The following is a 23,854-nucleotide window of genomic DNA, read 5'->3' on the forward strand; positions in this document are numbered from 1 at the left end:
CACTGGACTGCTGGGCAGTACCCCCGCACCGCCTCAGCAAGCCCGCGAAGTAAGACCCCTCGCCCCGTCCGGACCACCCCGGACGGGGCTTTCGCATGTCCCGGGCCTGTGATACCCATGACCGATCACCAAGAAATGATCAAGGGGTGGGCATGGGCAAGAAAAAATGGCTGGTCATCGGTGGTGGGGTGCTTGCCCTCGGCGGCATATTGAGCCTGTTCGAGGACAAGCCCGACAAGACGACCGCCGAGGCCCCGAAGTCCTCGGCTAGTGCCCCGGCCGAACCGGCTGCACAGGCGAGCACCGAGACCCCGAAACCGCCATCGGGGATACCGTCACTTAACGCATCACAGATCGTGCTGCTGCTGAAGTCTCTGAACGAGATTGACCCCGCCCTGATCGCGAAGGACGACCACGCCATCTCTCGGTCCCAAGACACCTGCCTAGACCTTCGCGAGGGCAAGGACCCCGCAACGGTCCAGAGGAACACTCGGATCCGGTTCACGGGCGGCTCGGTGACCGTGACGGACGACCAGGCCGACGAGATCGTCAAGGCGGTGCGGGCGTTCTGTTCCTGACGCACCCACTGAGCGCCCCGTCCGACCCATGTCGGGCGGGGCGTCCTGCTCCCCCCTCCACAAGCGGCACCCCAACCCGTAAACTACGCACAAGGGATGTACGCGCTCTCCTATTTCAAGCAGTTCCACAACTTCCCCAAGGACGACCCGCGTTACCTCAACGCCATGACCAAGTGGGACCTCACCGCCTTCGACCGGCACTGCAAGGACGGCACCCTCCCCACCGTCTCCTGGCTGGTGGCGCCGTACCTGTTCTGCGAGCACCCCAACGCGAGCCCGGACTACGGCGCGCACTGGGTCGACACCGCGCTGCAGTCGCTGATGTCCAATCCGGACGTGTGGCGGCACACCGTCTTCCTGGTGATGTACGACGAGAACGACGGCTACTTCGACCACATGGTCCCGCCCGTCCCCGAGCCGGGCACGCCGGAGGAGTACACCCAGGGGCGGGCGATCGGGCTCGGCAACCGGGTACCGCTGTGGGTGGTCTCGCCGTGGTCGCGCGGCGGCTGGGTCAACTCGCAGGTGTTCGACCACACGTCGGTGCTGCGCTTCCTGGAGGTGGTGACCGGCGTGCACGAGCCGAACATCTCCGCCTGGCGCCGGGCCGTCTGCGGCGACCTGACCAGCTGCTTCGACTTCACCAAGCCGGACTTCTCGATACCGGGGCTGCCGGACACCGTCGCACTGATGGCCAAAGCGGACGCGGGGGCCTCGCTTCCGGCAGTCGCCCTGCCCTCACCCGGCGCCCAGGCTATGCCCGTCCAGGAACCGGGCAGCCGCCCGCACCGCAGGCTGCCGTACCGGCCGTCCGCCGACGCGGTGGTGGACCGCACGACCGGCGCGGTGACCTGCACACTCGCCAACTCCGGTACGGTGGCGTTCCCCTACACCGTCTACCCCAACATCGCGTACGCCTTCGCGGGCACCCCGTACACGGTCGCCCCCGGCACCACCGCCGGCTACACCTGGGACGCCTCGGCCACCGACGGCCGGTACGACTTCACCGTGCACGGGCCGGACGGCTTCGTCCGCCGCTTCGCGGGCAGCGTGGTACGGGCCGGACAGAACGACATCGCCGTCCCCTCCATCAAGGCCACCCTGACCGCCTCCGGCCTCGTCCTCCGGTTGAGCAACGACGGCGGCGCCGAGGTCTCCTTCACCGCCACCCCGAACGACTTCGCGGGCACCGCCCGCACCGTCTGGGTGGCGCCGGGCGCCAGCGCCACCGTCAACTGGCCGCTGGACAAGGGGCGTTACGACGTCACCGTGACCGCCGCCACCGGCACCCGGTTCACCCGCCGCTACGCGGGCACCCTGCACTGAGGCCGCCGGACCGCCTGCCGGGCCCGCCCCACCGGGTCGGGCCCCGGCAGGCGCGGCCGTGCGGTGGACACCCTGACCGGCGCCGTCCGGCCGGGAGTCCTGACGATGTGTCGATTCGCCTTCCCCGGCGGAGTATCGGAATCCATGACGGCGCGGATACCCGTGGCCGCGCCCCGGGCGTCCGGTCCGTTGGTCCCTCCCCGACGGGCCCTTCGGCCCGGGGCCCGGGCGGCGGACCCGGCCTACCGTGGGGTTACCGGTGAGTCCGACGGCCGTCAGCGGCCGCCGCTGGTCGGGCAAGGAGATGCGGATCATGACCGAGCCGATCCTGACGGCCGAGGAACTGCACCTGCTGGCTGCGGCCGGCGGCGCGGCACCCTCGCTGCACAACAGCCAGCCCTGGCGCTTCCACTGGTCACCCGGCACCGGGGAGCTGCGGGTGTACGCGGACCGGGAGCGCGTTCTGCCGCTCACCGACCCGGACACCCGGGCGCCATCTCGGTGGGTGCCGCCCTGTTCAACCTGCGGGTCGCCGCCCGCCGCCTCGGCCGGCGGCCGATGGTGCGGCTGCTGCCCGATGACGGGGACCGGGACCTGCTCGCCGTCCTCGACCTCTCCCGTGCCGCCACCGCCCCGCGCGCCCTGGACCTCGCTCTCGGCCACCACGCCAACCCGTCCGGTCGCGATCTGTACCCGGCCGTCGCCGGCCGGCACTCCAGCCGCCAGCCGTTCAGCAACCGCGACGTGCCGGAGGCCGTGCTCGGCGAGCTCATCGCGGCGGCCCGCGCCGAGGGGGCCGTGCTCTCCGTGCTGGAGGAGGACGGCGTCCGCCAGGCCGGCTCGCTGACCGCCGAGGCCGAACGGCGCACCGCCGACGATCCGGCCCGCCAGGCCGAGGTCAGGGACTGGCTGCGCCTGGAGGCACCGGAGCCGGTACCCACGGGCGGCGGCACCGCACCCGCACCGTCCTCCGCCTCCGCCTCCGCCTCCGCCTCCGCCTCCGACGGCATCCCGCAGTACGCGCTGGGACCGCAGGACCACGACGCCCACGTCCCGATGCGCAGCTTCACCGGCCATCCGCCCCGGCCCGCCGTGCCCTCCCGGCGCTTCGAGGCGCTGCCGCAGCTGTGCACCATCGCCACCCTCGGCGACCTGCCCGTGCACTGGCTCCGGGCGGGCCAGGCACTGGAGCACGTCTGGCTGCTGGCGACCGTCCACGGCGTCCGGCTCTCGGTCCTGCACCAGGCACTGGAGTGGCCCGACACCCGCTGGGCCCTGCGCGACCCGGCCGCCGGCCCCGGCTACGCCCAGCTGGTCGTCCGCCTCGGCTACGGCCCGCCGGGACCGGCCACCCCGCGCCGGGCGGTGGCCCAGACCCTGACGGCCGGCTGACCTGGCGGGGCCCGGGCCCGTCAGACCTCGCCGAACTCGCCCCGGGCCGTGGCAGCGGCGAAGCTGGCCCACGCCTCGGTCGAGAAGTGGAGCTGCGGCCCCTGCGGGTCCTTGGAGTCGCGCACGGGGACGACGGACGACGAAAGCAGATCCGCGGAGACCTCTATGCAGCTTCCGCCGTCGCCGTCGGAGTAGGAGGACTTGAACCAGGAGGGGGAGGCGGAGCTGGATTCGAGCGGCTTGACCAAGTTGATCAACTCTTCCATCGTGCGGCGGATCAGCTGCCGGGAGTCGGGCACTGAAAGCGCGTGCGCCCTGATTTGATGGTATCGCTGACGACGCCTCCGGACCTGGGATGGATCATTTACGAAGTGGCCCCTGCTGAGGCTTTCCGAGTAGAGCCATTCCTGGCCGTTGGGCAGGCGAAGGATGGTCATAAGTGACGCGATAGCGGTGCGACTGGTGTCAACTCCCATGGGCAGCACCTGAATGCTCACATTGGGACGGGTGCCGACCCTCAACAGGTGGGCGAGCGCGCCGGCCTGGATCGAAGGGCTGCCGACCACCCGTCGGATCGCGGACTCGTCGATGACCTCGACCAGGTTGCACCCCCCGGGAAGGGAGAGCCTGACCTGACGCGCCAACCGTGCCTGCACCCACTCCTCCACGGTCTCGGCGTCCTGCGCCATGCCACCGTTCTCGATGAGCGCACGTGCGTAGTCCTCGCTCTGGAGCAGACCCGGCAGACGGTACGGCTGCCAGTCCCAGATCTCCTCGGCCTCGGCCTCCAGGACGAGGTAGCGCCGGAACCAGTCCGGAGCGTGCTCGTCCCCGACGCGCTCGATGTAGCGGTAGGTGCGGAGCAGGACTCCCCTGCTCATCAGCACCTCGTCGCAGAGTTGTGCGGTGCGCTGCGAGGGGGCCGATCTGCCGCTCTCCAGGATCGATATCCAGGACGGATCGCAGTGCACCCGCTGGGCCAGCTCCCTCTGCGTCAGCCCCGCGGCGGTCCTCCAGTACTCGAGTTCCTGCCCCCACAGCGCCGCCGCGCTGCCGGCCGGGTCCTGCACGGGCTTCCGGCGCGCCATTGGTTCCCCCGGTCATGAGTCCTCGGAAAGGTCATCACCCGGCCCCTGGCTGCCGAGCGAGCCGAGGCCGACACTCATTGTGCAGGCGCGAGAGCCGAAATTCCCGGTTCCCCGGATTTGTCACGCTGTCAAGCACAGGAGCTGACGTTGACCGAGACCAAGAGCGAGGAATCACTCCCAGAACGGCGCCACGCGGAGGACGAGCAGGCCTCCCTCGCACTGCGAACGGCCCTGCGGATGACCGGACTTCCACCGCTGGCCGTACTGGAGGCCGTCTCCGCGCACCAGGTGTCCGAGGCGGTCGGCGAGGTCAACCTCGGCCGGTGCAGCGCTCGTACCGCCCGGGCGATCGCGGACACGCTGATGGACCACGCCCGGCTCAACAGCCGCCGTTGAGCCGTAACGCTGCATCGGAAGCGGGAATTCGGCCCCCCTGGCCGCCGTCATCTCACCGTCGCGATCACAAGTGCGGCCGGCGAAGACACGGGAAAAGACTTCTCACCTACTTGGTAGCGGTCGGATTCGTGTGCCGGGACCGGTACGCAGGAATACTTGGCGCATGAGCGAAGGCCAGCATCGAACCAGATCCGTGACGTTCAAGGTGACGTGCCCGTACTGCGCCGACGGGGTGCGCTACCGGGTGCGGATGGGCATGCGCGGCGCCACCTCGGGGAGCGGCACGGTACCGGAGACCTGCCAGTGGTGCTTCGGGCGCGGCTGGCTGGCGATGGACGGAAAGGCCTGGCGGGAGCGGCCGCAGAACGGCTGACCACCTCGGCCGGACGCGGACGCCGTACGCGGACTCCGGTACGACGCAGCGACGGTGCGGCGGTGCGGCGGTGCGGCGGTGCGACGGTGCGGCGGTCCGCCCGTAAGCCAGTGCGCCGGCCCGCCGTGCGCGGGGCACAGCGGACCGGACACCTACGGCTGCCGCTCTCAGCCCGCCAGCAGCGCGGGCAGCTCCGCGATCGAGCCGAGGACGTGGGTGGCACCGTCGGCGCGCAGGCGCTCCTCGCGGTGGGCCCCGGTCAGCACGCCGGCCACCACGCTCGCGCCGGACCGTGCGCCGGTGAGCATGTCGTAGCCGGTGTCCCCGACCACCGCGAGCTGCCGGACCGAGTCGACGCGGGTGCGCAGCAGCGCGGTGAGCGGCATGTCCGGGTACGGACGGCCGCGTCCGGCGTCGGCGGGGCAGAGGGTGAGGTCGGCGATGTCCTGCCAGCCGAGGGCGGCGAGGATGCGGTCCTGGGTGGCCCGGGAGAAGCCGGTGGTGAGCGCCACCGCGCGGCCGTCGGCCCGCAGTTGGCCGATGGCCTCGGCGGCGCCGGGGAGCGCGGCGCAGTGCCCGGCGTCGATCAGGTCGTGGTAGGCGGTCTCGAAGGCGACGTTGGCGCGCTGGGCGAGCTCCTCCTCCCCGAAGAGGTGGCGGAACACCGAGATCTTGGACTCGCCCATGGTGGCGCGGACGTAGTCCAGCATCTGCTGGTGGCGCTCGGTGCCGGCCTCGACGCCGAGTTCGTCGGCGGCGGCCAGGAAAGCCTGCTCGACCAGGCCGTCGTCGGCCACGGTGGTGCCGGCCATGTCCAGGACGACCAGGCGGATGTCAGCGAAAGTCATGTGTACGACTGCCTTTACAGGTTGCAGAGTCGGGCGGTGGTCTCGGCGATCGCCGGGGAGCAGGTCATGCCGCGGCCGCCGGGTCCGGTGACCAGCCAGACGCCGTCGCGGACCTGCTCGCGGTGGACGACCCTGGTGGTGTCCACGGTCTGGGCGTAGACCCCGGCCCAGCGGCGGTGGATGCGCGGCAGCGGGCGGCCGAGCAGCTCCTCGGCCACGGCCGACAGGTGCTCGTACGGCTCCTCGACCACGTCGAAGCCGAACGGCTGGTCGTACTCGTGGGTGTCGCCGATGGTCAGTCCGCCGTCCTTGCGCTGGACCATCAGCAGCTGCATCTTGTGCTCGGCGGCGACCGGCGGCTGCGGCTGGACGGCCCGCAGCTCGTCGAGCGCGGTGCCGGCGAAGGCGGGGTAGTAGCGGAAGCTGTCGCCGTCGGCCACCGAGGTGGTGAGCGGCTCGCCCAGCGGGTCGGTCTGCATCATCTGCAACCGCACCCGGCGGACCGGGAGTTCGGGGGCCAGCTCGCGCACCAGCCCGCCGAGCCAGGCGCCGGTGCAGAGGATGACCAGGTCGCCCTGGTGCACTTGGCCGTGGTCGTCGCGGACCGCGTTCTCGCCGATCACGTCGCGGACCTCGCGGCCGGGGAGGAAGGTGTAGCGGCCGCTGGCCTCGAGTGCCGCGCGCAGCGCGGGCTGGGCGACGCGGGATTCGACCGCGCCGTCCCTGGAGCACCACAGGGCGCCGAGGTACTTCCCGCGCAGCGCGGGGTTCTTGGCCCGCGCCTCGGCGGCGTCGAGCAGGCGGTATCCGCGCTCGGCCGCGTCGGGCAGGGTCAGCGCCTGCTCGGCGACGGCCAGTTCGGCCTCGGTGCGGATCATGGTGAGCGAGCCGTTGGGGCGGAAGTGCAGACCGGGCACCTTCTCCCCGATCTCGGCCCACAGGTCGCGGGCGCGCTGGGCGACGGCCAGTTCCTCACCGGCGGCCCGGCCGCTGACCCAGACCAGCCCGAAGTTGCGCACGGAGGCGCCGCGCGCCTCGCTCTCGCGCTCCAGGTGGACGACCTCATGGCCGCGCTCGACGGCCTGCCAGGCGTGCATGGTGCCGAGCACGCCTGCTCCTACGACGACGATTCTCATGCCGCCAGGCTGCGGCGCCGAGGTGTCGCTCTGGCGTCCTCCCGGCTGCGGGGAGATGAACCGATCGCAAGAGTTGTACATACAACGCAGCCTAAGATGTATAGCCAACTCTGCGCCAGAGTGACGCTCGGATTCCTGCCGCGGTCAGCCGCGCAGCACCCGTGCCCGCAGGTAGTTGCGGCGCCCGAAGTGCGGCTCGTCCACCACCGTCAGGTGCTCCACCTGGAACCGGTACAGCGCCGCCGCCCCGCCGCCGGTGAGGAACTGCTGCCGCACCTCGGGGTCCTGGGCGAACGCCGGATAGCGCCGCCGGTACGCCGCCAGCGCCGCCTGCGCCTGCGGGCCGCGCGCCTCGCCCGCCCCACCGGTCAGCTGGATGCCGCGCAGCCGCTCGCCGAAGGCGGGTGGGGGCAGGAACACCGTGGCGGCGGCACGGGCGTCCGCGGCCAGGTGCCGGCTGTGCCGGGTGGAGCGCTCGCTGACGAAGTACAGCACCAGGTCCTCGTCCTGGGCGTAGAAGGCGAGGTTGGCGTGCGGGCCCTGCTCCGGGCCCGTGGTGGCGAGGCTGAGCACCATGCTCTCCGCCAGCAGCCCCTCGACCCCCTCGGCCAACTCCTCGGCGGGCCGGTCGCCCTGGGTGACTTCGAGCCGGTATGCCATCGGACATCCCCCTTCGGGCCGCTCACCGCCCACCACCACGGGGCGGCAACGACTGAGCCGGGCAGGGGTCCTCCCCTGCCCGGCTCACCATGCTGTCCCCGCCGGCCCCAACCCTCAAGGGGGGCGCCGCACTCCGGTGTCCGACCGGCCGTACGACGGCAGGGGCGCGGGGAACCCCGCCGCGACCACGCACCTCACAAGAGGGCAGGTCGCGCGGTTCCCCGCGCCCCTGGCCGGTGCGTTCACCGCACCCCTGAACGGACGACCGCCGGCGTCAGTACCGGTGCTGCCACTGCACCGCGGGCACCGCCGGTCCGGAGCCGAGCACCGGCGCCAGCGCCCCGCGCCGCAGCCCGTCGACGAGCGGCCCCAGCCGCCCCGCCAGCAGCGCGAGCGGGATCCCGACCACGAGGCCCACCAGCGCGCCGACCGCGACGTCGTGCGGGTAGTGCACACCGACCCAGACCCGGGAAACGGCCATCAGAGCGGCGAAGACCATGGCGACCTGGCCCAGCCTCCGGTAGGCGAGGATCAGCGCGGCGGCGGCGGAGAACGCGATCACCGAGTGGTTGCTCGGGAAGGACCAGTCACCGGTGGCCGGGCAGGTCTCCAGCGTGATGCTGGTGGGCATCTGCTGGCAGGGCCGGTTCTCGTGCACCAGGCTCTTCAGTCCGGAGTTGACCGCATAGGCCGCGATCACGACCAGCGGCGAGGCCAGCACCCGCGCCATGACCACCGAGTCGTCGGAGCGGGCCTTCCACCAGCCGTAGACCATGAAGACCGCGAACAGGCCGAGGCCGACGGCCGACCAGACCTTCACCAGCTGGTCGAACCAGTTCGGCGACGAGTGCGCCCACCCGATCACCTGGGTGTACAGGCCGCCGTCGATACCGCTGCCGTCGTAGGCGAGGAGGGAATGACTCACTGGGTTGCACCACCGGAACGTCGAGCACGAAGGACTTCAAGGACAACTGGGATCACGGAGACAACTACTACCAGACCGATGATCGGCAGCAGATACTTGTCGATACCGCTCACCGTGGAACCGAGCCCGTACCCGGCCAGCACCACGCCGACCGACCAGACCACACCGCCGAGCAGCTGCCAGCGGAGGAAGACCCCGGCGGGCACCTCGAGCACCCCGCAGAGCGGGTTGAGCACGGTACGGACCACGGGGATGAACCGGGCGAGCACGATCGCCTTGCCGTGGCCGTACTTGGCCAGCAGCTCCTCGGCCCGCTCGGTGCCCTTGCGCAGGCTCCTGTTGGTACTGCGGGCGAGCAGGGCCCGTCCGCCCCGGCGGCCGATGAGATAGCCGACCTGGGCACCGATCAGCGCCCCGGCCAGCGCGGCGGGGATCACCTGGACCAGGTGCAGCTGGGGGCCCTTGGTGGCGCCGGGCACACAGAGCAGCCCGGCGGTGAACAGCAGCGAGTCGCCGGGCAGGAGGAAACCGACCAGCAGACCGGTCTCGGCGAACAGGGTGACGGCGATGCCCAGGGCACCGAAGGCGGAGAGCAGCGACGAGGCGTCGAGCACATTCACCGCTAGATGGGCGGACGACTGGACCAAGACTGGCGGACCTCCCGTACGTTGGGACGCGGCCCCGCACGGGGGCACCCGACTGTCTACAATCACGTAGACGGTCGACAGGACTGTAGACGATAACTCGGAGGGTGTGCGACATGACCGACGGAGCGCAGTCACGTCGCAGTGCCGGAGAGCTGGAGGCCCAGGTGCTCGCCGCGCTCTGGGCCGCCGGGCGGCCGCTGACCCCGCAGGAGGTCCAGAGCGCCCTCGGCGACGGGCTGGCCAGAACCACCGTCGCCACCATCCTCGGCAGACTCCACGACAAGGGGACCGTCGAACGGACCAAGGCGGGACGGGCCTTCGCCTACACCGCCACCGTCGAGGATCAGGCCGGGCTCGCCGCCCGCCGGATGCGCAGCGAACTCGACCGGGGCGACCGCAGCACCGTGCTCGCCCGGTTCGTCTCCGACCTCTCCGCCGAGGACGAGCGCCTGCTCCGCGAACTCCTCGGGGAGAACTCGTGATCGTCGCCGTCTGGGCGCCGCTGCTGCTCCCCTTCCTCGCCGTTCCGCTCGCCCGCCGGGTCGCCGAGGCGGTCGGCCCGCGCCTCGCCGCCTGGGTCCTGGCCGGCACCGCCGTCACCACCGCCGGAGCGAGTGCCGTCTCCCTCGGCCTGCTCGTCTCCACCGGACTGCTGCGCCTGCCGCCCATCGCAGCACTCGGGCACCTGGCACCGCACCGGCTGCCCGGCGGCCCCGCGTACCCGGCCGTCGCGGCCGCCGTGCTGCTGACGCTCGCCGCCGCGCTGCTGCTGCGCACCGGCCACCGCCAGCTCGCCGACCTGCGCCGCGCCCGCACCGCCGCCGACGCCGGCCACCGCGCCGCCCCCGGCCACCCGGACGGCACCGAGGCGGCCCGCACCGGAACGCTCACCGTCCTGGACGACGACCGCGCCGACGCCTTCGCACTGCCCGGACCGCTCGCCCGCCCCGCCGAACCGGGCCGCATCGTGGTCACCACCGGGATGCTCCGCGCCCTCACCGCCCCCGAACGCGCCGTCCTGGTCGCCCATGAGCGGGCCCACCTCAAGGCCCGCCACCACCTCTTCCTCGCCGCCACCGAGTACGCCGCCGTGCTGCACCCCGCCCTGCGGCCGCTGCGCGAGCCGCTCGGCTACCAGCTGGAGCGGTGGGCCGACGAGGCGGCCGCCCAGGCCACCGGCGATCGCACCCTCACCGCCCGCGCGGTCGGGCGCGCCGCTCTCGCCGCCGCCGGGGCACCCCGGCCGCACCGGCCCCGGCTCGCCTCCGCCGCCCACTCGGGACCGGTCCCCCGCCGGGTCGCCGCCCTGCTCACCCCGCCCCGCCCCCGTCACCGCACCGCGGGCCGCACCGCCGCCGTCCTCGCCCTGACCGCCTGCCTGACCCTCACCGCCACCGCCTCCGTCGAGGCCACCGCCGACCTCCACGACAACGTCGAGGCCGCCCAGACCCACCACTGAACCGCCCCGAGCGCGCGGTGGACCACGATCCCCAAGTACCGCGCGGGCCAAGCGACTTCACGGGGGAGCGGGGAGCCGTACGGCCGACCGCGCACCGCCGTCCGGCCCTCACGCGCCCGATGGCGTCGCACCGCCTCGGGGATGCGCGGCCGCGCGAGAAGCCGGGCAGGTCGGCACGGGGCCGGCTCCCCGTGTCCCCGTGTCCCCCGGGATGGTGCAGGATCGGGTCGGCGAAGCCCGGCACGTCGGTGGCGGGCAGCGCGCGCAGTTCCCAGCGGCATCAGCAAGGGAGATCGCATGCCCGTCCAGCCGATCACCGTCCTCGGCGAGTGCGTTGCCGACGCCTTCGTCCAGCCGCCCGCGCCCGGCGGACCGGCCGCACCCGGTGAGCTGACCCTCCGGGTGCACGCGGGCGGCGGCCCCGCCAACACCGCCGTCGGCCTGGCCAGGCTCGGCACCCCGACCCGCTTCGTCGGCCGCCTGTCCGAGGACGCCTTCGGCAAGCTCTTCCGCAGCCACCTGCGCACCTCCGGCGTGGACCTCTCGCTGAGCGTCAGCGCCACCGAGCCCAGCACCCTCGCCGTCGCCGAACTCGACCCGGACGGCCGGGCCTCGTACTCGTTCCACGCCGAGCGCACCGCCGACTGGCAGTGGCGGCCCGAGGAACTCGCCGCCGTACCGCTCACCGGCACCGCCTGCGTCCACACCGGCTCACTGGCACTGATCCGCGAACCGGGCGGCCGCGCGATCGAGGACTTCCTCGGCCTGCTCCACCGCGCCCCGGACCGCCCGACCGTCTCGATCGACCCCAATGTGCGCCCGCTGCTGGTGGATCCGGCCCGCTACCGCGAACGGCTGGACCACTGGTGCGCGGCCGCCGACCTGCTCCGGCTCTCCGCCGACGACCTCGGGCTGCTACTGCCCGGCGTCCCGCCCGAGGAGGCCTGCGACCGGTGGCACGCGGCCGGGGTCCGGCTGGTGGTGATCACGCTCGGCGCGGACGGGGCGCTGGCCTCGCTCGACGGCACCCGGGTGAGCGTCCCGGCCGTCCCCGTCCGGGTGGTGGACACCGTCGGCGCGGGCGACGCCTTCACCGCCGGACTGCTGCACCACCTGGGCAGCGGCGGCCTGCTCGGTGGCGGGCTCGACCGGCTGACCGTGCGTGACACCGCCGAGGCCTGCGGCTACGCGGCCCGGGTCGCGGCCCTCACCTGCGCCGTCCCCGGCCCCAACCCGCCCCGGGCCGACCAGCTCACGCCGGCGGCGAGCGGCATGACGGGCCGCACTCCGGCCCTCGGTCAACCGATGATCTGATCGGATGTCAGTCCTCGGGGTGACGGCCGAACGGATGAAGCCGAACTGACGGAGTGAATCAGGTTCACCGAACCGTCTCCCCCTCCCGCCGGTCGCACCGCAGCCGCCACCGCCGGGCCCCAGGTGCGCCCCGCCAGAGCACCGTACGAATATCGGGCAACCCCGTCACCCGGTGAGCTCCCCGCCGTACCCTGTGTGCGGGCATCCGGGTGACACGACAGGGCGGCGTCAAACGGCGACCCGATGGGGGGAGAGCGCGGTGCTGGAGAGCCAGAGCACGGCCGACGCGGGCCCGGTCTCACCCGGTGAGATGGCCAGGGTGCACGAGCTCGCCCTCGCCGGCGACATCCCCCCGGTGCTGCCCAGACCCGAGATCGGCGACTCCTGGGAGCGGCTGCGCCGGCTCGGCCTCGATCCCGAGCGCGGCCGCAACGCCCACCGGATCAGCTCCGCCGAGATCGAGCACCGCCGCCGCGAGACCCGGCTCGCGGAGGTCCTCCCGGTGCTGCGCTCCACCCTGCTGCTGCCCTCCACCGGCAGCCCGCTGCTGTTCGCGGTCGCCGACGCGGAGGGCCATGTGCTCTGGCAGGAGGGCGCCCGCCACCTGCGCCGCAACGCCGACGGGATCGGCTTCGACGCCGGCGCCCGCTGGTCCGAGGACGCGGTCGGGACCAACGGCATCGGCATGACCCTGCGGGTCCGCCGCCCGATGCAGGTCCACTCCACCGAGCACTACCTGCGCAGCCACCACACCTGGACCTGCGTCGCCGCCCCGATCCACGACCCGCGTACCGGACGGCTCACCGGTGTGGTCGACCTCAGCGGCCCGGCCCGCACCACGGCCCCCTATCTGCTCCAACTCGCCGCCACCGCAGCCAGGTTGGCCGAGGCCGAGCTACGGGCCCGCCAGCTGGAGGCACTGCACCAGCTGCGTACCGTGGCGGCCCCGCTGCTCGCCCGGGTCACCGAACCCGCCATGGTGGTGGACAACGACGGCTGGACCGCCGCCACCCTCGGCCTGCCACCCGTCGCCCGGCTCCGGCTGCCCGCCGACGGCTGGGGCTCCTCGGACATCCACTGGCTGCCCACCCTCGGCGAGTGCGCCGTCGAACCCATGGCGGGCGGCTGGCTCATCCGCCCGCTCTCCGGCTCCACCGGCGCCGTCGCCGAGCAGCTCGAACAGACCGCGCTCCGGCTCGACCTGAGCCGGCCCTGCCATCCGAAACTGCTGGTGACCGGCGCGGCCGGCAGCTGGTCGCACGCCCTCAGCCCACGGCACGCCGAGCTCCTGCTGCTGCTCGCCGTCCACCGCGAGGGGCGCAGCGCCGCCCAGCTCGCCGACGCACTCTTCGCCGACCCGGAGCGCACCGTCACCGTACGCGCGGAGATCTCCCGCCTGCGCCGCTACCTCGGCGGCCTCCTGGAGCACCGCCCCTACCGGATCACCCACTCCGCCAGCGTCTCGGTGACCGCGCCCACCGACGCCTACGACCTGCTCCCGACCTCCTCGGCCCCGGCCGTACGCGGGCTCCGCACCGCCCTCCTCACGGGAACGTACCGGCTGCCGGTCTGACCCTCGGCGGCTAGAAGCCCGCCAGCTCCGCGAGTTGCTCGTCAGTGGGCCCCATCGCCAGCTCCGCCGCCTCCGAGACGCAGGCGTAGGTCCTCAGCAGCCACGACTTCACCTCGGACTTGGAGACCTCCAACAGCGCGCTGCCGTGCGGCGATTCCAGCGCGAGGTGCAGCGTCGAGCCGTGGCAGGGGCAGTACGCGGGCCAGAGCTTCACATCGCCCTGACCGCTCAGCCCTTCGAGCCCTTCGCGCAGCAGCTGCCGTGAGAAGACCCAGTCCGCCTCGTCCGCCCGGCCCAGGTGGAAGGTGAGCTGCACCTCGTACGGCCGCTCGGGGTCGTAGCGGAAGCGCGTGCGCACCTCACCGACCATGTCCTTCTCCAATGCGATCCGCATGGTGAGGACCTCCTCCACCGGCGCCGGAGCGGCGACGGATCTGCCCGCCTCGTCGCCCGTGGGGGTGGCGGCGAGCGGCGGGTTTGCGGAGGCTGACAGCGGGTCGCGCGGCATGACGATCTCTCCGAGGCGGCTGGGGTTCAGGCCAGCGTGCTGCACGGTGCTGTGTCGGGCAAGAGTTGCAGAGGGTTGCAACCGACCGTTGACCGGCCGGGCCGCGGTTCACTCCCGGTCCACGGAAGCCCATGACGGACGCCTCGTCAATTATCGGACACGTCATACCAGTAAGTGTCACCAGTCCTTTCCATTTCAGGGCTGGCGTGGCAGCGGTTCGCCGCTGATACCCTCGTTCTCCAGCCCGGATGTGGCGGGGAGAGGACACGGCAGGGGGACCGGGAAGGGCGTCCGACCATGAATGCGAAGCTTCGCGACCAGCCGCGTGCAGCGCGGCAACGCGCCGGTGACGCGGCACCGTCCGACGGTGACGGAACAGCAATGGGCTCGTCCCCACGTCCGTACCTCGGCCTGGAACGTGCGGGCGCACGCTCCGGGCGGCACGGCCGGCCCAGACCGTTCCGCGGCTTCCGACTGCCCAGTCTGCGCTTCTCCGGCGCGGCCATGGCGATGTCCACGGTGCTGGGGATCAGCGTCGCCACCACCTGGCTGCTCACCGAACAGCAGAACATCGGACGCAGCCCCGGGATGTCCAACGTCGGGGCCAGCCCGCCGCTGCCGAGCCCGGACGCGGCCGGCACCACCGACCGGCCCGCCACCCAGGCCCCCGCTCCGCGGCCGACCTCGACCGCGTCGGCCGGTGCCGGGGCGGTCGGTACGCCCAGGACGTCGCCCCGGACCACCACGGCACCGTCCGCCACCGCACCGTCCACCATCGCCCCGTCCGCCACCGCCCCGTCCACCATCGCCCCGTCAACCACCGCCCCGGCGCCCGGCAGCCCCTCGGCTTCGCCCTCCGCCTCGGTCGGCGTCCGCCCCTCCGCGAGCGCACCGGCACCCACCGTGCCCCGGCCCACCGCCGGCACCGCGGGCCCCGGCACTCCGAGCGGCAGCCCGGCGCCCGGCTCCAGCCCGCAGCCGGACCATGCGCTCTCGGGCCTCGGCAGCTACGACGCGGTCGGCACCACGGGTGTCCGGCACACCCTGGCGCTGACCGTCGGCGAGAACGTGACCGCGCTCCAGGTCGAACTGCGCCTGGCCCGCCCCGAGACACTGCCCGGCACCACCCCCTGGAGCAGCGTCCCCGGTGCGGTGGTGACGGTCACCCAGGACCGCACCACCCTGATCTACCGCTTCACCGCACCGGTCGGCCTCGACCTCACCCCCGGCAGCTACACCTTCGGCGTCCGCGGCGCCCGCCCCGCCGACACCCCGGACCGCCTGCCCCAGGAGAGCTGGGCCGCCTCCGCCTTCGCCCTGGACAACCCCCGCGCCCTCGCCGTCCGGGGCACCTTCGCCCCCTGAACTGCCGGGAACCGCCCGGCAGTCCGGGAGCACGAGGGGCCATGAGCCGCCCGGGCCGGCCGCTCAGCGCGAGCGCACCCGCCCGGGCCTGCCGTCCGGGCCGGCCACTCAGCGCGAGCGCACCCGCACGGCCCGCCGCAGATCGTCCACCTGGTCGGCGAGCACCCGCCGCAGCGAAGGCGTCAGGTCCTCCCTGCCCAGGCACTCCTCCGCCAGCCGTACCGTCTCCGCATCCGTGCGCCCCGCGGGGAACAGCGACTGGCCCAGCACCCTGGCCACGGTCTGCGCCTGCTGCGCCGCCCCCGGCAGCTCGGCGAAGTACCGCCGCGCGTACTCCTCCTGGAGCCGGTCCTCACCGGACTGCCAGAACCCCTGCGCCGTGGCGGTCATCAGGTGGTTCGAGAGGGCGCCGTCGGCGAACAGCTGCCGCCACGCCGCTTCCTTCGCCTCCGGCTCCGGCCGGGCGGCCCTGGCCCGGGCCGCGCCCTGGTGGGCGCTGCTGCTCGGGTCGGCGGCCAGCTCGGCGGCGATCCGGGACTCGTCGGCCAGCCCCTCCGCCGCCAGCCGGGCCAGCGCGGCCCAGCGCAGCTCGCAGCTCAGCTCACCGACCGGTCCGCCGTCGGCCAACCAGGCTTCCAGTTCCGCGAGTTGCCGCTCACCCTCGGCGTTCTCGATCGCACCGCGCAGCGCGGCGAGCCGCAGGCCGTCCCCGGCCTCGGGGCGGGCCAGCAGCCGGCGCGCCACCTCGGCCAGGCGCGCGGCGGCGGCCGGCCGCTCCTCGGGTGCCAGGTACCCGGCGACCAGCTTGGTCCGGGCGAAGGCGAGGACGGCTTCGACCACCGTGTCCTGGTCCTCGGCGGGCAGCTGGGTCTCGACCAGGTCCAGGTAGTCGGCGGGCGCCAGCTCGCCGTCGCGGACCAGGTCGCGGGCGTTCTCCCAGAGCAGGGCGCGGGCCAGCGGGTCCTCGATCCGGGAGAGCGATCCGGAGACGGTGCGCCAGGAGTCGGCGTCCAGGCGGATCTTGGCCCAGGTGAGGTCGCCGTGGTTGGGCAGCAGCAGGGCGGCGCGCGCGGCTCCGGTCAGCTTGGGCAGCGGGGTGCGCCGGCCCGGTTCGACCTCGACCTCGAAGCGGTCCCGCAGCGCGAGGGCGCCGTCGGCCCGCAGGTCGTACACGCCGATGCCGACCCGGTGCGGCCGGGTGCCGTCCGGGACGAGTTCGGCGGCGGTGACCCGGTCGGCCTCGTCGTACCGGACGTCCAGCCGCAGCGTGTCCACACCACTGGTGCGCAGCCAGCGCTCGGCCCAGCCCTGGACGTCGCGGCCGCTCGCCGTCGCCAGCGCGTCCAGGAACTCGGCGAGTTCGGCGTTGCCGAAGCGGTGGCGGGCGAAGTGCTCGTTGATCCCGGCGAAGAAGGCCTCGTCCCCGAGCCAGGCGACCAGCTGCCGCAGGGCCGAGGCGCCCTTGGCGTAGGCGATGCCGTCGAAGTTGACCATGGCCTCGGCCAGGCTCTCGACCCCGGTGGCGGCGATGGGGTGGGTGGTCTCGCGCTGGTCGGCGTCGTAGCCCCAGCCCTTGCGCTTGACGCCGAAGCTGGTCCAGGAGCCGGTGAAGCGGGTGGACTCGGCGGCGATCCGGTAGCCGAGGTACTCGGCGAAGGACTCGTTCAGCCACAGGTCGTCCCACCAGCGCATGGTGACCAGGTCACCGAACCACATGTGGGCCATCTCGTGGGCGATCACCATGGCGCGGAGCTCGCGGTCGGCCTCGGTCGGGGTCGAGTGGAACAGCATCTCCTCGCGGAAGACCACGCAGCCGGGGTTCTCCATCGCGCCCCAGTTGAACTCGGGTACGAAGGCCTGGTCGTAGCGGCCGAAGGGGTACCGCTCGTCGAAGAGCTGGTGCAGCCGGTCGAACGAGGCCCGGGTGACCTCGAAGATCTCCTCGGCCTCGCGGTCCAGGTCGGCGGCGAGCGAGCGGCGGGCGTGCAGGCCGAGCGGGATCCCGTCGTGCTCGGCGTGGACGGAGTGCAGCGGGCCCCCGACCACGGTGAACAGGTAGGTGCTGATCGGCTGGGTCGGCCCGAACTCCCAGCGCGCCGCGCCCTCGGCCGGATCCGCGCCCGCGTCCGTACGCTCCCCCGCGCCGTTGGCGACCAGTGTCCAGTCCGCCGGGGCGGTGGCGGTCAGCCGGATCGGGGCCTTGAGGTCGGGCTGGTCGAAGCAGGGGAAGACCAGCGGTGCGTTGTCGGGGCCGCAGGTCGCGTAGACGTAGACCGCGCCGTCGGCCGGGTCGGTGAACCGGTGCAGGCCCTCGCCGACCCGCGAGTAGCGCATCGCGGCCTCGACCAGCAGCTCGTTCTCCGCGGCCAGGCCGGTCAGTTCGAGCCGGTTTCCGTCGAGTGCCGCGGGGTCGAGCTCGCGGCCGTTGAGGACCACGCGGTGCAGCGCGGCGGGCTGCAGGTCGAGGAAGGTGGCGGCGCCGGGCTCGGCACAACCGAAGCGGATCACCGTGGTGCTGCCGAACACCTCCTCGCCCCGGGTGAGGTCCAGATCGATCCGGTACTCGCGGACCTGAAGGAGTCGGGCACGGCTGCGCGCCTCGGTACGTTGAAGAGCTGGCATCTGTGCATGCTCACCCGGGCGGGCACCGGTGGGCAAGACCTTTCCCGGTCGGCCCGGATCACTCCGGTTCTGGCCGGGCCGGGCGCCCGGGGCACCAGGTCACGGACCGTCAACAGACCTGGTATGGCTACTGTGGGGCCTCGAACCGCCTCAACCACCAGCTCAGGAGGAGAACCGTGCCGACGGACCTGACCCCAGGCGGCAACGCGCCGCTCACCGCCACCCGCGTGACGGTCGAGGTGACGGCCCTGAAGCCGCTGAACGTCTCGGGCCTGCTGCTGACGGAGGCCGGAAAGGCCCGCTCGGACGCCGACCTCGTCTTCCGCGACGCCCCCAAGGGCCCAGGTGTGGCCCACCGCCCGGCCGCCAGGAACGCCCCGGCCGCGATCACCGTGGACACCGCCGCACTGCCGCGCGAGATCGGCAAGGTCGTGGTCACCGCCAACCTGGACCACGCCTCGGACACCTTGGCCGGCACCGAGCCGACCGCGACGGTACGGGACTCGATCACCGGGGCGGTCCTGGTCACCTTCACCCCGCGCCGGCTCTCCCGGGAGACCGCGCTGGTGGTGGTCGAGCTCTACCGGCGCGGCGACGCCTGGAAGGTCCGCGCGGTCGGCCAGGGCTATGCGAACGGCATGGCGGGCATCGCCGGCGACTTCGGCGTCTCGGTGCCCTCCCGTGCCTCCGCCGCTCCCCCGAAGCCCGTCGGCCCGCCCGCCGCATCGCCCCCACTGGCCAAGGTCACCCTGGACAAGGGCAAGGTCAGCCTGGTCAAGGGCGGCTCGGTCTCCCTGGAGAAGAACGGCAAGCCCCTGCTCTCCTCCGTCCGGATGGCCCTCGGCTGGGAGCCCGCCCGACAGGGCCGCAACATCGACCTGGACGCCTCCTGCATCGCCTACGACGCCCAGCGCGAGCGGATCGAGACCGCCTGGTTCATGAAGCTGAACGTCTTCGACGGCGCGATCGCCCACTCCGGCGACAGCCTCACCGGCGAGGGCAGCGGCGACGACGAGTCGGTCACCGTCCACCTGGACGGGCTGCCCTCGGAGGTCTGCGGCCTGGTCTTCGTGGTCAACTCCTTCTCCGGCCAGAAGTTCACCGAGATCAGGAACGCCTACTGCCGCCTGCTGGACGCCGGTTCGGGCCAGGAGCTGGTCCGCTTCGACCTCACCCACTCCGAACCGATGACCGGCGTGGTCATGTGCAAACTGGTCCGCCAGTACTCCGGCGAGTGGGTGATGACCGCTCTCGGCGAGTACGTCGACGCCAAGACCGCCCGGGGCATGGTCAAGCCGGCGGCCGCGATGCTCTGACCGCGCCCCGGGCGCGTACCGTCCGGAGCCCGGGCCGTCCGGAGCCCGGGCCGTCCGGAGCCCGGGCCGTCCGGGGCTCAGGCCGTCCCGGTGCCGGTCGAGGCGGCCGCCGGGCTCCGGGTCCACGCCGAAGTGATCACAGAGGCCCCGGTCCGGGGCACCGAGGAGCCGTCGATGCGCCATTCCGAATCCCCGTTCGCCGCACGGCTCGCCGCCTACGGGACGGTGGCCACCCGGCTGTCCCTGCTGAGCGACCGGCGGCTCGGCGAGGCCGTGGCGTCCGCCGCTCCGGTCGGGTCCGGCATCGGCGGCAGATCCGTGGAGCTGGAGGTCGACGGGGCACGGGTCTTCGTCAAGAAGGTGCCGCTGACGGACATCGAGACCCGGCCGGAGAACGTACGGTCGACGGCGAACCTCTTCGGCCTGCCGATGTTCTACCAGTACGGGCTGGGCTCGGCGGGCTTCGGCGCCTGGCGGGAGCTGGCCGTGCACACCATGACCACCAACTGGGTCCTGGGGAGGGAGTACGAGGGCTTTCCGCTGCTGTACCACTGGCGCGTCCTGCCCGACTCCCCTCCGGAGGGGTTCGCCGACGAGTTCGGGGGCATCGACGGCGCCGTCGCGCACTGGGAGGGCTCACGGGCCGTCCGTGAGCGGCTGGAGGCCATCGGCTGTTCGTCCGCCAGCCTGGTGCTCTTCCTTGAGCACCTACCGCAGACCCTCGCCTCCTGGCTGCACGAGCGCCGGGACGCCGCGGCCCCGGCCGAGGACGGAGCCCCGTACACCTGGGTGGAGGAGGCCCTGGCGCGGGGTACCGCGTTCATGAGCTCCCGCGGACTCGTGCACTTCGACGCCCACTTCCGCAACATCCTGACCGACGGCCGGCTGCTCTACTTCGCGGACTTCGGGCTCGCCCTGAGCTCGGGATTCGAGCTCTCCGCAGCCGAGGAGCGGTTCCTCGCGGACCATCTCGCATACGACCGCCACTACACCGCGAGTCATCTGATCCGCCATCACCTCGTCGCCCGCCTGCGAGCCGAGAAGGAGCCCCGGACGTTCCTGCGGCGCTGGACCGAAGGCCACCGGCCCGACGGCGTCCCGCCCGGGATCGCCGCGATCATCGAACGGCACGCCCGACCCGGCGCCGTCCTGGACGACTTCCACCACCGACTGCTCACGGAGACCAAGCGGACACCGTTCCCGGCCGCCGAGCTCAGCCGGGCCGCCGCCCTCCTGTAGAGCCGGCGCCGCCGGTCGCTACGCGTTTCCGACGCGGACCGTGTTGCCTGCCCCGGCCCGAGCGGCGGTGGCCCAGGGCAGGCACACGTCGGCGGGCCGGGTCGGCTCCGGCCCGCCGGTGCACGGCATGTCGATCCCCCGTCATGCCGGTCCCCCGCCTTCGCGTGGTTCCCTCGGTCAGGTACTGCCGGGGCAGCCGGCCTGACCTGGGAGATCCCCGCGTCACCGGTACAGCTTCGCGGAGCGACGATTCTGCAGCTATCCACTTTCGGACGCCGACTCCGCACGTTTGCGGATAACCGACGGGCGGGCGCCTCCGCCGCCGGGGTTCGCTCCGTCACAGGCCGCGGCGCAGCGTCTGGGACGGTGACTGCCCGTAGGTCCGCCGGTAGTCCGCGCTGAATCGGCCGAGGTGGGTGAAGCCCCAGCGGGAGGCGATCTCGGTCACCATGCCGGTCGCCTGGCCGCGAGCGACGGCGATCAGGTCACGGCGGGCGTGGTCGAGCCGCACGCTCTTCAAGTACGCCAGGGGGCTGGTGTTCAGATGGGCCCGGAAGCCTTCCCGCAGCGTACGCACGCTGACGCGGGCGGCCTGCGCGATGTCGGCGACCGAGATCGGTTCATGCGCGTGCTCGGCGCAGTAGTTGGTCGCTCGGCGCAGGGCGCTCGGCAGTACGGCAGGGCCGCGGCCCGCTGTCGCGTCGCTCCACGAGTGGGGCTGCGCGTCGAGAAGGCTGTCGATCAGGAGGTTCTCGAAATGCCGCATCCCCAGGACGGATCGGCGGCTCAGTGGCGACTCGGCGAACGAGTTGAAGGACCACGCCAGCTCGATCCAGGAACGTACGGCCGGATTCCGGTCGTCGAGCACGTGACTGAAACGCAGCGGCCCCGGCGGGAGTTCACCCAGCCGCACGGCTACGGCCTGCTCGATCGCCTGGGCCGGAATGATGAGTATTCTGTTGAGAGCCTCGCTGTTCCAATTCATCGACAGCCGGTTCCCCGGTCCGACAATGCTGAGCGAGGATGTCAGCGGTGTGCCGTCCACCGTGACGGTCCCGCTACCGGACAGCGGAAGCTGGATATTGTAGAAGTCGGGCAACTCCCCCGGGTACACGCTGACATCAGCGCCGTAGCCAAGCTCATAGAGCGCTACCGGCCCCTCGTGGAGACACCGGAACCGCCCGTTGACCTGCTGGTTCTCCATCACCGTCAGGCGATGCGGGGAGAAACGGTCCATTACCGCCTGGTGGAGCCTCTCAATGCTGGCCCCCTGATACAGGAGAGTCGGATCACTCCCGCTGCCATCACGAGGCAGCTCATCGGCCGTCGGCACAGGAACCCCTTTCTCACAGGAAACGACCGGCTGACAGTACTGAGCTGGGATCCAGGGAACAACAGTCGGCCCAGCGTTCAGCGATGAACCGGAGATACGTTCTGACCTGGGGCGATGCGGCTTGTCCTCCTTGGATTCCTTATCACGAATCCCCCCCGGCCACCCCGCTGGCAGCCGGAGGATCCGCCGGCGCATCCGCTCCGGTCCTCCTGCGGAGTGTGCGGGATGCCCGACCGCACGGCGCACGAGAAGACCTGTGCCCCGGATAGTCGGCATTCCGGCTGTGAGCGAACAGGGCAACTTCCGGACACCCCGGTCCACATGTGCTAGAGCAGGAGAGCCGACTCCGGCGGTCCGCGTCTCCGAGGCAGCGCACGGACCGCCAGTACATCAACTCACGACTCCTGGAAGAGTTCTGATGATCCGCGCAATCCTGAAGGCGAACACCGGCCTGATGCCGGCCTTCCTGGTGATGGCCGCTCTGCTGTGTTCGCCGGCCTGGTGGGGCGCGCGTCGCCGTGCCGTCCCTCTCTGGCCGGCGGTGCTGTTCGCCGCGTCGTTAGCGGGCGAGTTCACCGCGACGCTGCACCCCACCGGTCGCCACGCCGCCGCATCCCATGTGTGCTCCTACAGCAGGGACGTCGCGGCCGCCTTCGCCGATCAACAGGGCCTGATGAACGTGGCCATGTACGTCCCGGTCGCACTGTTCGCCGTGCTCGCGTTCGGCCGTCCCCTGATCGTGCTGGCGGGATGCTGGCTGCTGTCCGCCGTCACCGAGACCCTCCAGGCACTCATCCCGCACATCGGGCGTGCCTGCGACTCCCAGGACTTCGTCACCAACGCCACCGGCGCGGCGATCGGCGTCGCGCTGGCATGCGCGTGGCGCGCGATCCGCAGGTCCCTGCCCATGCCGACGAAGCGCGAGGCGGTCTGGAGCATCGCACCGCTCCTGATCGGCGCCGCCGTCCTCCTGACGGTGCACCGCGACGCCATCAGCCCGGAATGGGCGGACGCTCCCCTGACCGTCAGCCACTCCCCGGCTCAGCGGAGGCTCGCAGACCAGGACGCCAGACTCCTGTTCGGCCCTTCAGCTCACGTCGTCAACGTCCAGGACCAGGCCGCTCTCCGTGAAACCCCTGAACTGGTGATCGTCACGACCGCAACGGGCAACTTCACCATCGAATGGCCTTCCGGGCAGCTGTACGACGGCTTCGATGGACCCGTGAGCCTTCCACCGGACGGCGGCTCCGACCAGGAGGCCCGCGGCGCCGCCGACGCCTTCGCCCGCCGGTGGTTCCCCCGCAGCCTGCCCGGCAGCACCGTCACGGTCCGCAAGCCCCACCCGGCCGAAGGCCGGCGGACCGTCGAGTACCGCCGCTACACCGGCGGCCTCCTCGAACCCATGCGACTGGACATCGAGGTCGACCCCGGCGGCCGCATTGTGCGGTTCCTCTCCCGCGACATCCCCGACCCGAAGCTGCCCGCCGCCACCGTGACCCGCGAGGGCGCCATCGCCACCGTCACCGCGCTGCACCCCGGAACAGTGCGGAACGCACTCCTCCTCGCTGTACGGGTCGACCGCCAGTGGCGCCCCTGCTGGTCCGTGACCATCGCGACGAGCAGCAGCCCCGACGCCCCCGGCGTGCCCTACCAACTCGACGCGGTGACGGGTCGACCGGTGATGGCAAGCGCCAACTAGCCAGGGCGTGAGGTGACCGTACCCGCCGTCGCCACCCCCGGGTTCTCCCGATGACTA

Annotated in this window: 22 protein-coding genes; 13 read left to right on the forward strand and 9 right to left on the reverse strand. The window is 72.5% G+C overall.

The genetic code is table 11. The features are described 5' to 3' along the window. Positions 1-146: 146 nt before the first annotated feature. The 3 genes from ACSMTC_RS11255 (at position 147) to ACSMTC_RS11265 (ending at position 3,296) form a co-directional block, all read left to right on the forward strand. A complete protein-coding gene (locus ACSMTC_RS11255; RefSeq protein WP_436559521.1) occupies positions 147-578 on the forward strand; it encodes a DUF732 domain-containing protein in 432 nt (143 codons plus the stop codon). Between the two features lie 96 nt (positions 579-674). Next, the gene (locus tag ACSMTC_RS11260) at positions 675-1,904 is read left to right on the forward strand and encodes an alkaline phosphatase family protein (protein WP_436559522.1); all 1,230 of its coding nucleotides are present in this window, start codon (positions 675-677) and stop codon (positions 1,902-1,904) included. 501 nt (positions 1,905-2,405) lie between these two features. Then, a complete protein-coding gene (locus tag ACSMTC_RS11265; RefSeq protein ID WP_436559523.1) occupies positions 2,406-3,296 on the forward strand; it encodes a nitroreductase family protein in 891 nt (296 codons plus the stop codon). 20 nt (positions 3,297-3,316) lie between these two features. Here the strand turns inward: ACSMTC_RS11265 and ACSMTC_RS11270 are convergent, their stop codons facing one another. Further along, positions 3,317-4,384, reverse strand: a complete 1,068-nt coding sequence (locus tag ACSMTC_RS11270; protein WP_436559524.1) for a Scr1 family TA system antitoxin-like transcriptional regulator — start codon at positions 4,382-4,384, stop codon at positions 3,317-3,319. A 147-nt stretch (positions 4,385-4,531) separates the two neighbouring features. Here ACSMTC_RS11270 and ACSMTC_RS11275 point away from each other — a divergent pair, with 147 nt between their 5' ends. Both ACSMTC_RS11275 and ACSMTC_RS11280 read left to right on the forward strand, forming a co-directional pair. Next, positions 4,532-4,780, forward strand: coding sequence for a hypothetical protein (locus tag ACSMTC_RS11275; RefSeq protein ID WP_436559525.1), 249 nt, complete (start codon positions 4,532-4,534; stop codon positions 4,778-4,780). Positions 4,781-4,943: 163 nt separating this feature from the next. After that, entirely contained in the window at positions 4,944-5,153 is a 210-nt protein-coding gene (locus ACSMTC_RS11280; protein ID WP_436559526.1) for a hypothetical protein, read from the forward strand. A gap of 167 nt (positions 5,154-5,320) precedes the next feature. Here ACSMTC_RS11280 and ACSMTC_RS11285 read toward each other — a convergent pair whose 3' ends face one another. The 5 genes from ACSMTC_RS11285 to ACSMTC_RS11305 form a co-directional block, all read right to left on the reverse strand. Beyond that, positions 5,321-6,001 carry a phosphonatase-like hydrolase gene (locus ACSMTC_RS11285; RefSeq protein ID WP_436559527.1) on the reverse strand — a complete coding sequence of 227 codons (681 nt, stop codon included), beginning with the start codon at positions 5,999-6,001 and terminating at the stop codon, positions 5,321-5,323. A 14-nt stretch (positions 6,002-6,015) separates the two neighbouring features. Beyond that, the gene (locus tag ACSMTC_RS11290) at positions 6,016-7,137 is read right to left on the reverse strand and encodes a TIGR03364 family FAD-dependent oxidoreductase (RefSeq protein ID WP_436559528.1); all 1,122 of its coding nucleotides are present in this window, start codon (positions 7,135-7,137) and stop codon (positions 6,016-6,018) included. A gap of 144 nt (positions 7,138-7,281) precedes the next feature. Further along, entirely contained in the window at positions 7,282-7,797 is a 516-nt protein-coding gene (locus ACSMTC_RS11295; protein WP_436559529.1) for a pyridoxamine 5'-phosphate oxidase family protein, read from the reverse strand. Positions 7,798-8,071: 274 nt separating this feature from the next. Then, positions 8,072-8,722, reverse strand: a complete 651-nt coding sequence (locus tag ACSMTC_RS11300; RefSeq protein ID WP_436559530.1) for a phosphatase PAP2 family protein — start codon at positions 8,720-8,722, stop codon at positions 8,072-8,074. Beyond that, positions 8,719-9,342 carry a DedA family protein gene (locus tag ACSMTC_RS11305; protein ID WP_436559531.1) on the reverse strand — a complete coding sequence of 208 codons (624 nt, stop codon included), beginning with the start codon at positions 9,340-9,342 and terminating at the stop codon, positions 8,719-8,721. The genes ACSMTC_RS11300 and ACSMTC_RS11305 overlap by 4 nt, the downstream gene beginning before the upstream one ends. 140 nt (positions 9,343-9,482) lie before the next feature. On the opposite strand from ACSMTC_RS11305, the gene ACSMTC_RS11310 reads away from it, so the two are divergent. From ACSMTC_RS11310 to ACSMTC_RS11325, 4 genes are all read left to right on the forward strand, one after another. Beyond that, positions 9,483-9,851 carry a BlaI/MecI/CopY family transcriptional regulator gene (locus ACSMTC_RS11310; protein WP_436559532.1) on the forward strand — a complete coding sequence of 123 codons (369 nt, stop codon included), beginning with the start codon at positions 9,483-9,485 and terminating at the stop codon, positions 9,849-9,851. Further along, a complete protein-coding gene (locus tag ACSMTC_RS11315) occupies positions 9,848-10,828 on the forward strand; it encodes a M56 family metallopeptidase (protein WP_436559533.1) in 981 nt (326 codons plus the stop codon). The genes ACSMTC_RS11310 and ACSMTC_RS11315 overlap by 4 nt, the downstream gene beginning before the upstream one ends. Positions 10,829-11,125: 297 nt before the next feature. Beyond that, positions 11,126-12,142 (forward strand): carbohydrate kinase family protein, encoded by a 1,017-nt coding sequence (locus ACSMTC_RS11320; protein WP_436559534.1) that lies wholly within the window; start codon positions 11,126-11,128, stop codon positions 12,140-12,142. 259 nt (positions 12,143-12,401) lie between these two features. Then, positions 12,402-13,715 carry a helix-turn-helix domain-containing protein gene (locus tag ACSMTC_RS11325; protein WP_436559535.1) on the forward strand — a complete coding sequence of 438 codons (1,314 nt, stop codon included), beginning with the start codon at positions 12,402-12,404 and terminating at the stop codon, positions 13,713-13,715. Positions 13,716-13,725: 10 nt separating this feature from the next. Here the strand turns inward: ACSMTC_RS11325 and ACSMTC_RS11330 are convergent, their stop codons facing one another. Then, a complete protein-coding gene (locus tag ACSMTC_RS11330; RefSeq protein WP_436559536.1) occupies positions 13,726-14,223 on the reverse strand; it encodes an SsgA family sporulation/cell division regulator in 498 nt (165 codons plus the stop codon). 381 nt (positions 14,224-14,604) lie between these two features. On the opposite strand from ACSMTC_RS11330, the gene ACSMTC_RS11335 reads away from it, so the two are divergent. Then, positions 14,605-15,588, forward strand: a complete 984-nt coding sequence (locus ACSMTC_RS11335; protein ID WP_436559537.1) for a hypothetical protein — start codon at positions 14,605-14,607, stop codon at positions 15,586-15,588. Between the two features lie 108 nt (positions 15,589-15,696). Here ACSMTC_RS11335 and pepN read toward each other — a convergent pair whose 3' ends face one another. Next, positions 15,697-18,210, reverse strand: coding sequence for an aminopeptidase N (pepN, locus tag ACSMTC_RS11340; protein WP_436559538.1), 2,514 nt, complete (start codon positions 18,208-18,210; stop codon positions 15,697-15,699). Between the two features lie 188 nt (positions 18,211-18,398). Between pepN and ACSMTC_RS11345 the strand changes: the two genes are divergently transcribed. Both ACSMTC_RS11345 and ACSMTC_RS11350 read left to right on the forward strand, forming a co-directional pair. Next, complete coding sequence (locus ACSMTC_RS11345) at positions 18,399-19,526, forward strand: TerD family protein (protein ID WP_436564655.1); 1,128 nt, start codon at positions 18,399-18,401, stop codon at positions 19,524-19,526. Positions 19,527-19,700: 174 nt separating this feature from the next. Next, entirely contained in the window at positions 19,701-20,765 is a 1,065-nt protein-coding gene (locus ACSMTC_RS11350; RefSeq protein ID WP_436559539.1) for a protein kinase family protein, read from the forward strand. Between the two features lie 337 nt (positions 20,766-21,102). Here the strand turns inward: ACSMTC_RS11350 and ACSMTC_RS11355 are convergent, their stop codons facing one another. After that, positions 21,103-22,002, reverse strand: coding sequence for an AraC family transcriptional regulator (locus ACSMTC_RS11355; RefSeq protein ID WP_436559540.1), 900 nt, complete (start codon positions 22,000-22,002; stop codon positions 21,103-21,105). 514 nt (positions 22,003-22,516) lie between these two features. On the opposite strand from ACSMTC_RS11355, the gene ACSMTC_RS11360 reads away from it, so the two are divergent. Continuing rightward, positions 22,517-23,797: a VanZ family protein gene (locus ACSMTC_RS11360; protein WP_436559541.1), complete on the forward strand. Its 1,281-nt coding sequence runs from the start codon at positions 22,517-22,519 to the stop codon at positions 23,795-23,797. Positions 23,798-23,854: the final 57 nt, after the last annotated feature.

This window comes from Kitasatospora sp. HPM-01-4, from assembly GCF_051374625.1.
Classification (GTDB): Bacteria; Actinomycetota; Actinomycetes; order Streptomycetales; family Streptomycetaceae; genus Kitasatospora.

What these genes read in the sequence shown, in the direction of transcription:
- ACSMTC_RS11260 (WP_436559522.1), top strand. Translation starts at nt 675, where the DNA reads ATGTACGCGCTCTCCTATTTCAAGCAGTTCCACAACTTCCCCAAGGAC.
- ACSMTC_RS11270 (WP_436559524.1), bottom strand. Translation starts at nt 4,384, where the DNA reads ATGGCGCGCCGGAAGCCCGTGCAGGACCCGGCCGGCAGCGCGGCGGCG.
- ACSMTC_RS11280 (WP_436559526.1), top strand. Translation starts at nt 4,944, where the DNA reads ATGAGCGAAGGCCAGCATCGAACCAGATCCGTGACGTTCAAGGTGACG.
- ACSMTC_RS11285 (WP_436559527.1), bottom strand. Translation starts at nt 6,001, where the DNA reads ATGACTTTCGCTGACATCCGCCTGGTCGTCCTGGACATGGCCGGCACC.
- ACSMTC_RS11290 (WP_436559528.1), bottom strand. Translation starts at nt 7,137, where the DNA reads ATGAGAATCGTCGTCGTAGGAGCAGGCGTGCTCGGCACCATGCACGCC.
- ACSMTC_RS11295 (WP_436559529.1), bottom strand. Translation starts at nt 7,797, where the DNA reads ATGGCATACCGGCTCGAAGTCACCCAGGGCGACCGGCCCGCCGAGGAG.
- ACSMTC_RS11310 (WP_436559532.1), top strand. Translation starts at nt 9,483, where the DNA reads ATGACCGACGGAGCGCAGTCACGTCGCAGTGCCGGAGAGCTGGAGGCC.
- ACSMTC_RS11320 (WP_436559534.1), top strand. Translation starts at nt 11,126, where the DNA reads ATGCCCGTCCAGCCGATCACCGTCCTCGGCGAGTGCGTTGCCGACGCC.
- ACSMTC_RS11330 (WP_436559536.1), bottom strand. Translation starts at nt 14,223, where the DNA reads ATGCCGCGCGACCCGCTGTCAGCCTCCGCAAACCCGCCGCTCGCCGCC.
- ACSMTC_RS11335 (WP_436559537.1), top strand. Translation starts at nt 14,605, where the DNA reads ATGGGCTCGTCCCCACGTCCGTACCTCGGCCTGGAACGTGCGGGCGCA.
- pepN (WP_436559538.1), bottom strand. Translation starts at nt 18,210, where the DNA reads ATGCCAGCTCTTCAACGTACCGAGGCGCGCAGCCGTGCCCGACTCCTT.
- ACSMTC_RS11350 (WP_436559539.1), top strand. Translation starts at nt 19,701, where the DNA reads ATGCGCCATTCCGAATCCCCGTTCGCCGCACGGCTCGCCGCCTACGGG.
- ACSMTC_RS11355 (WP_436559540.1), bottom strand. Translation starts at nt 22,002, where the DNA reads ATGGACCGTTTCTCCCCGCATCGCCTGACGGTGATGGAGAACCAGCAG.
- ACSMTC_RS11360 (WP_436559541.1), top strand. Translation starts at nt 22,517, where the DNA reads ATGATCCGCGCAATCCTGAAGGCGAACACCGGCCTGATGCCGGCCTTC.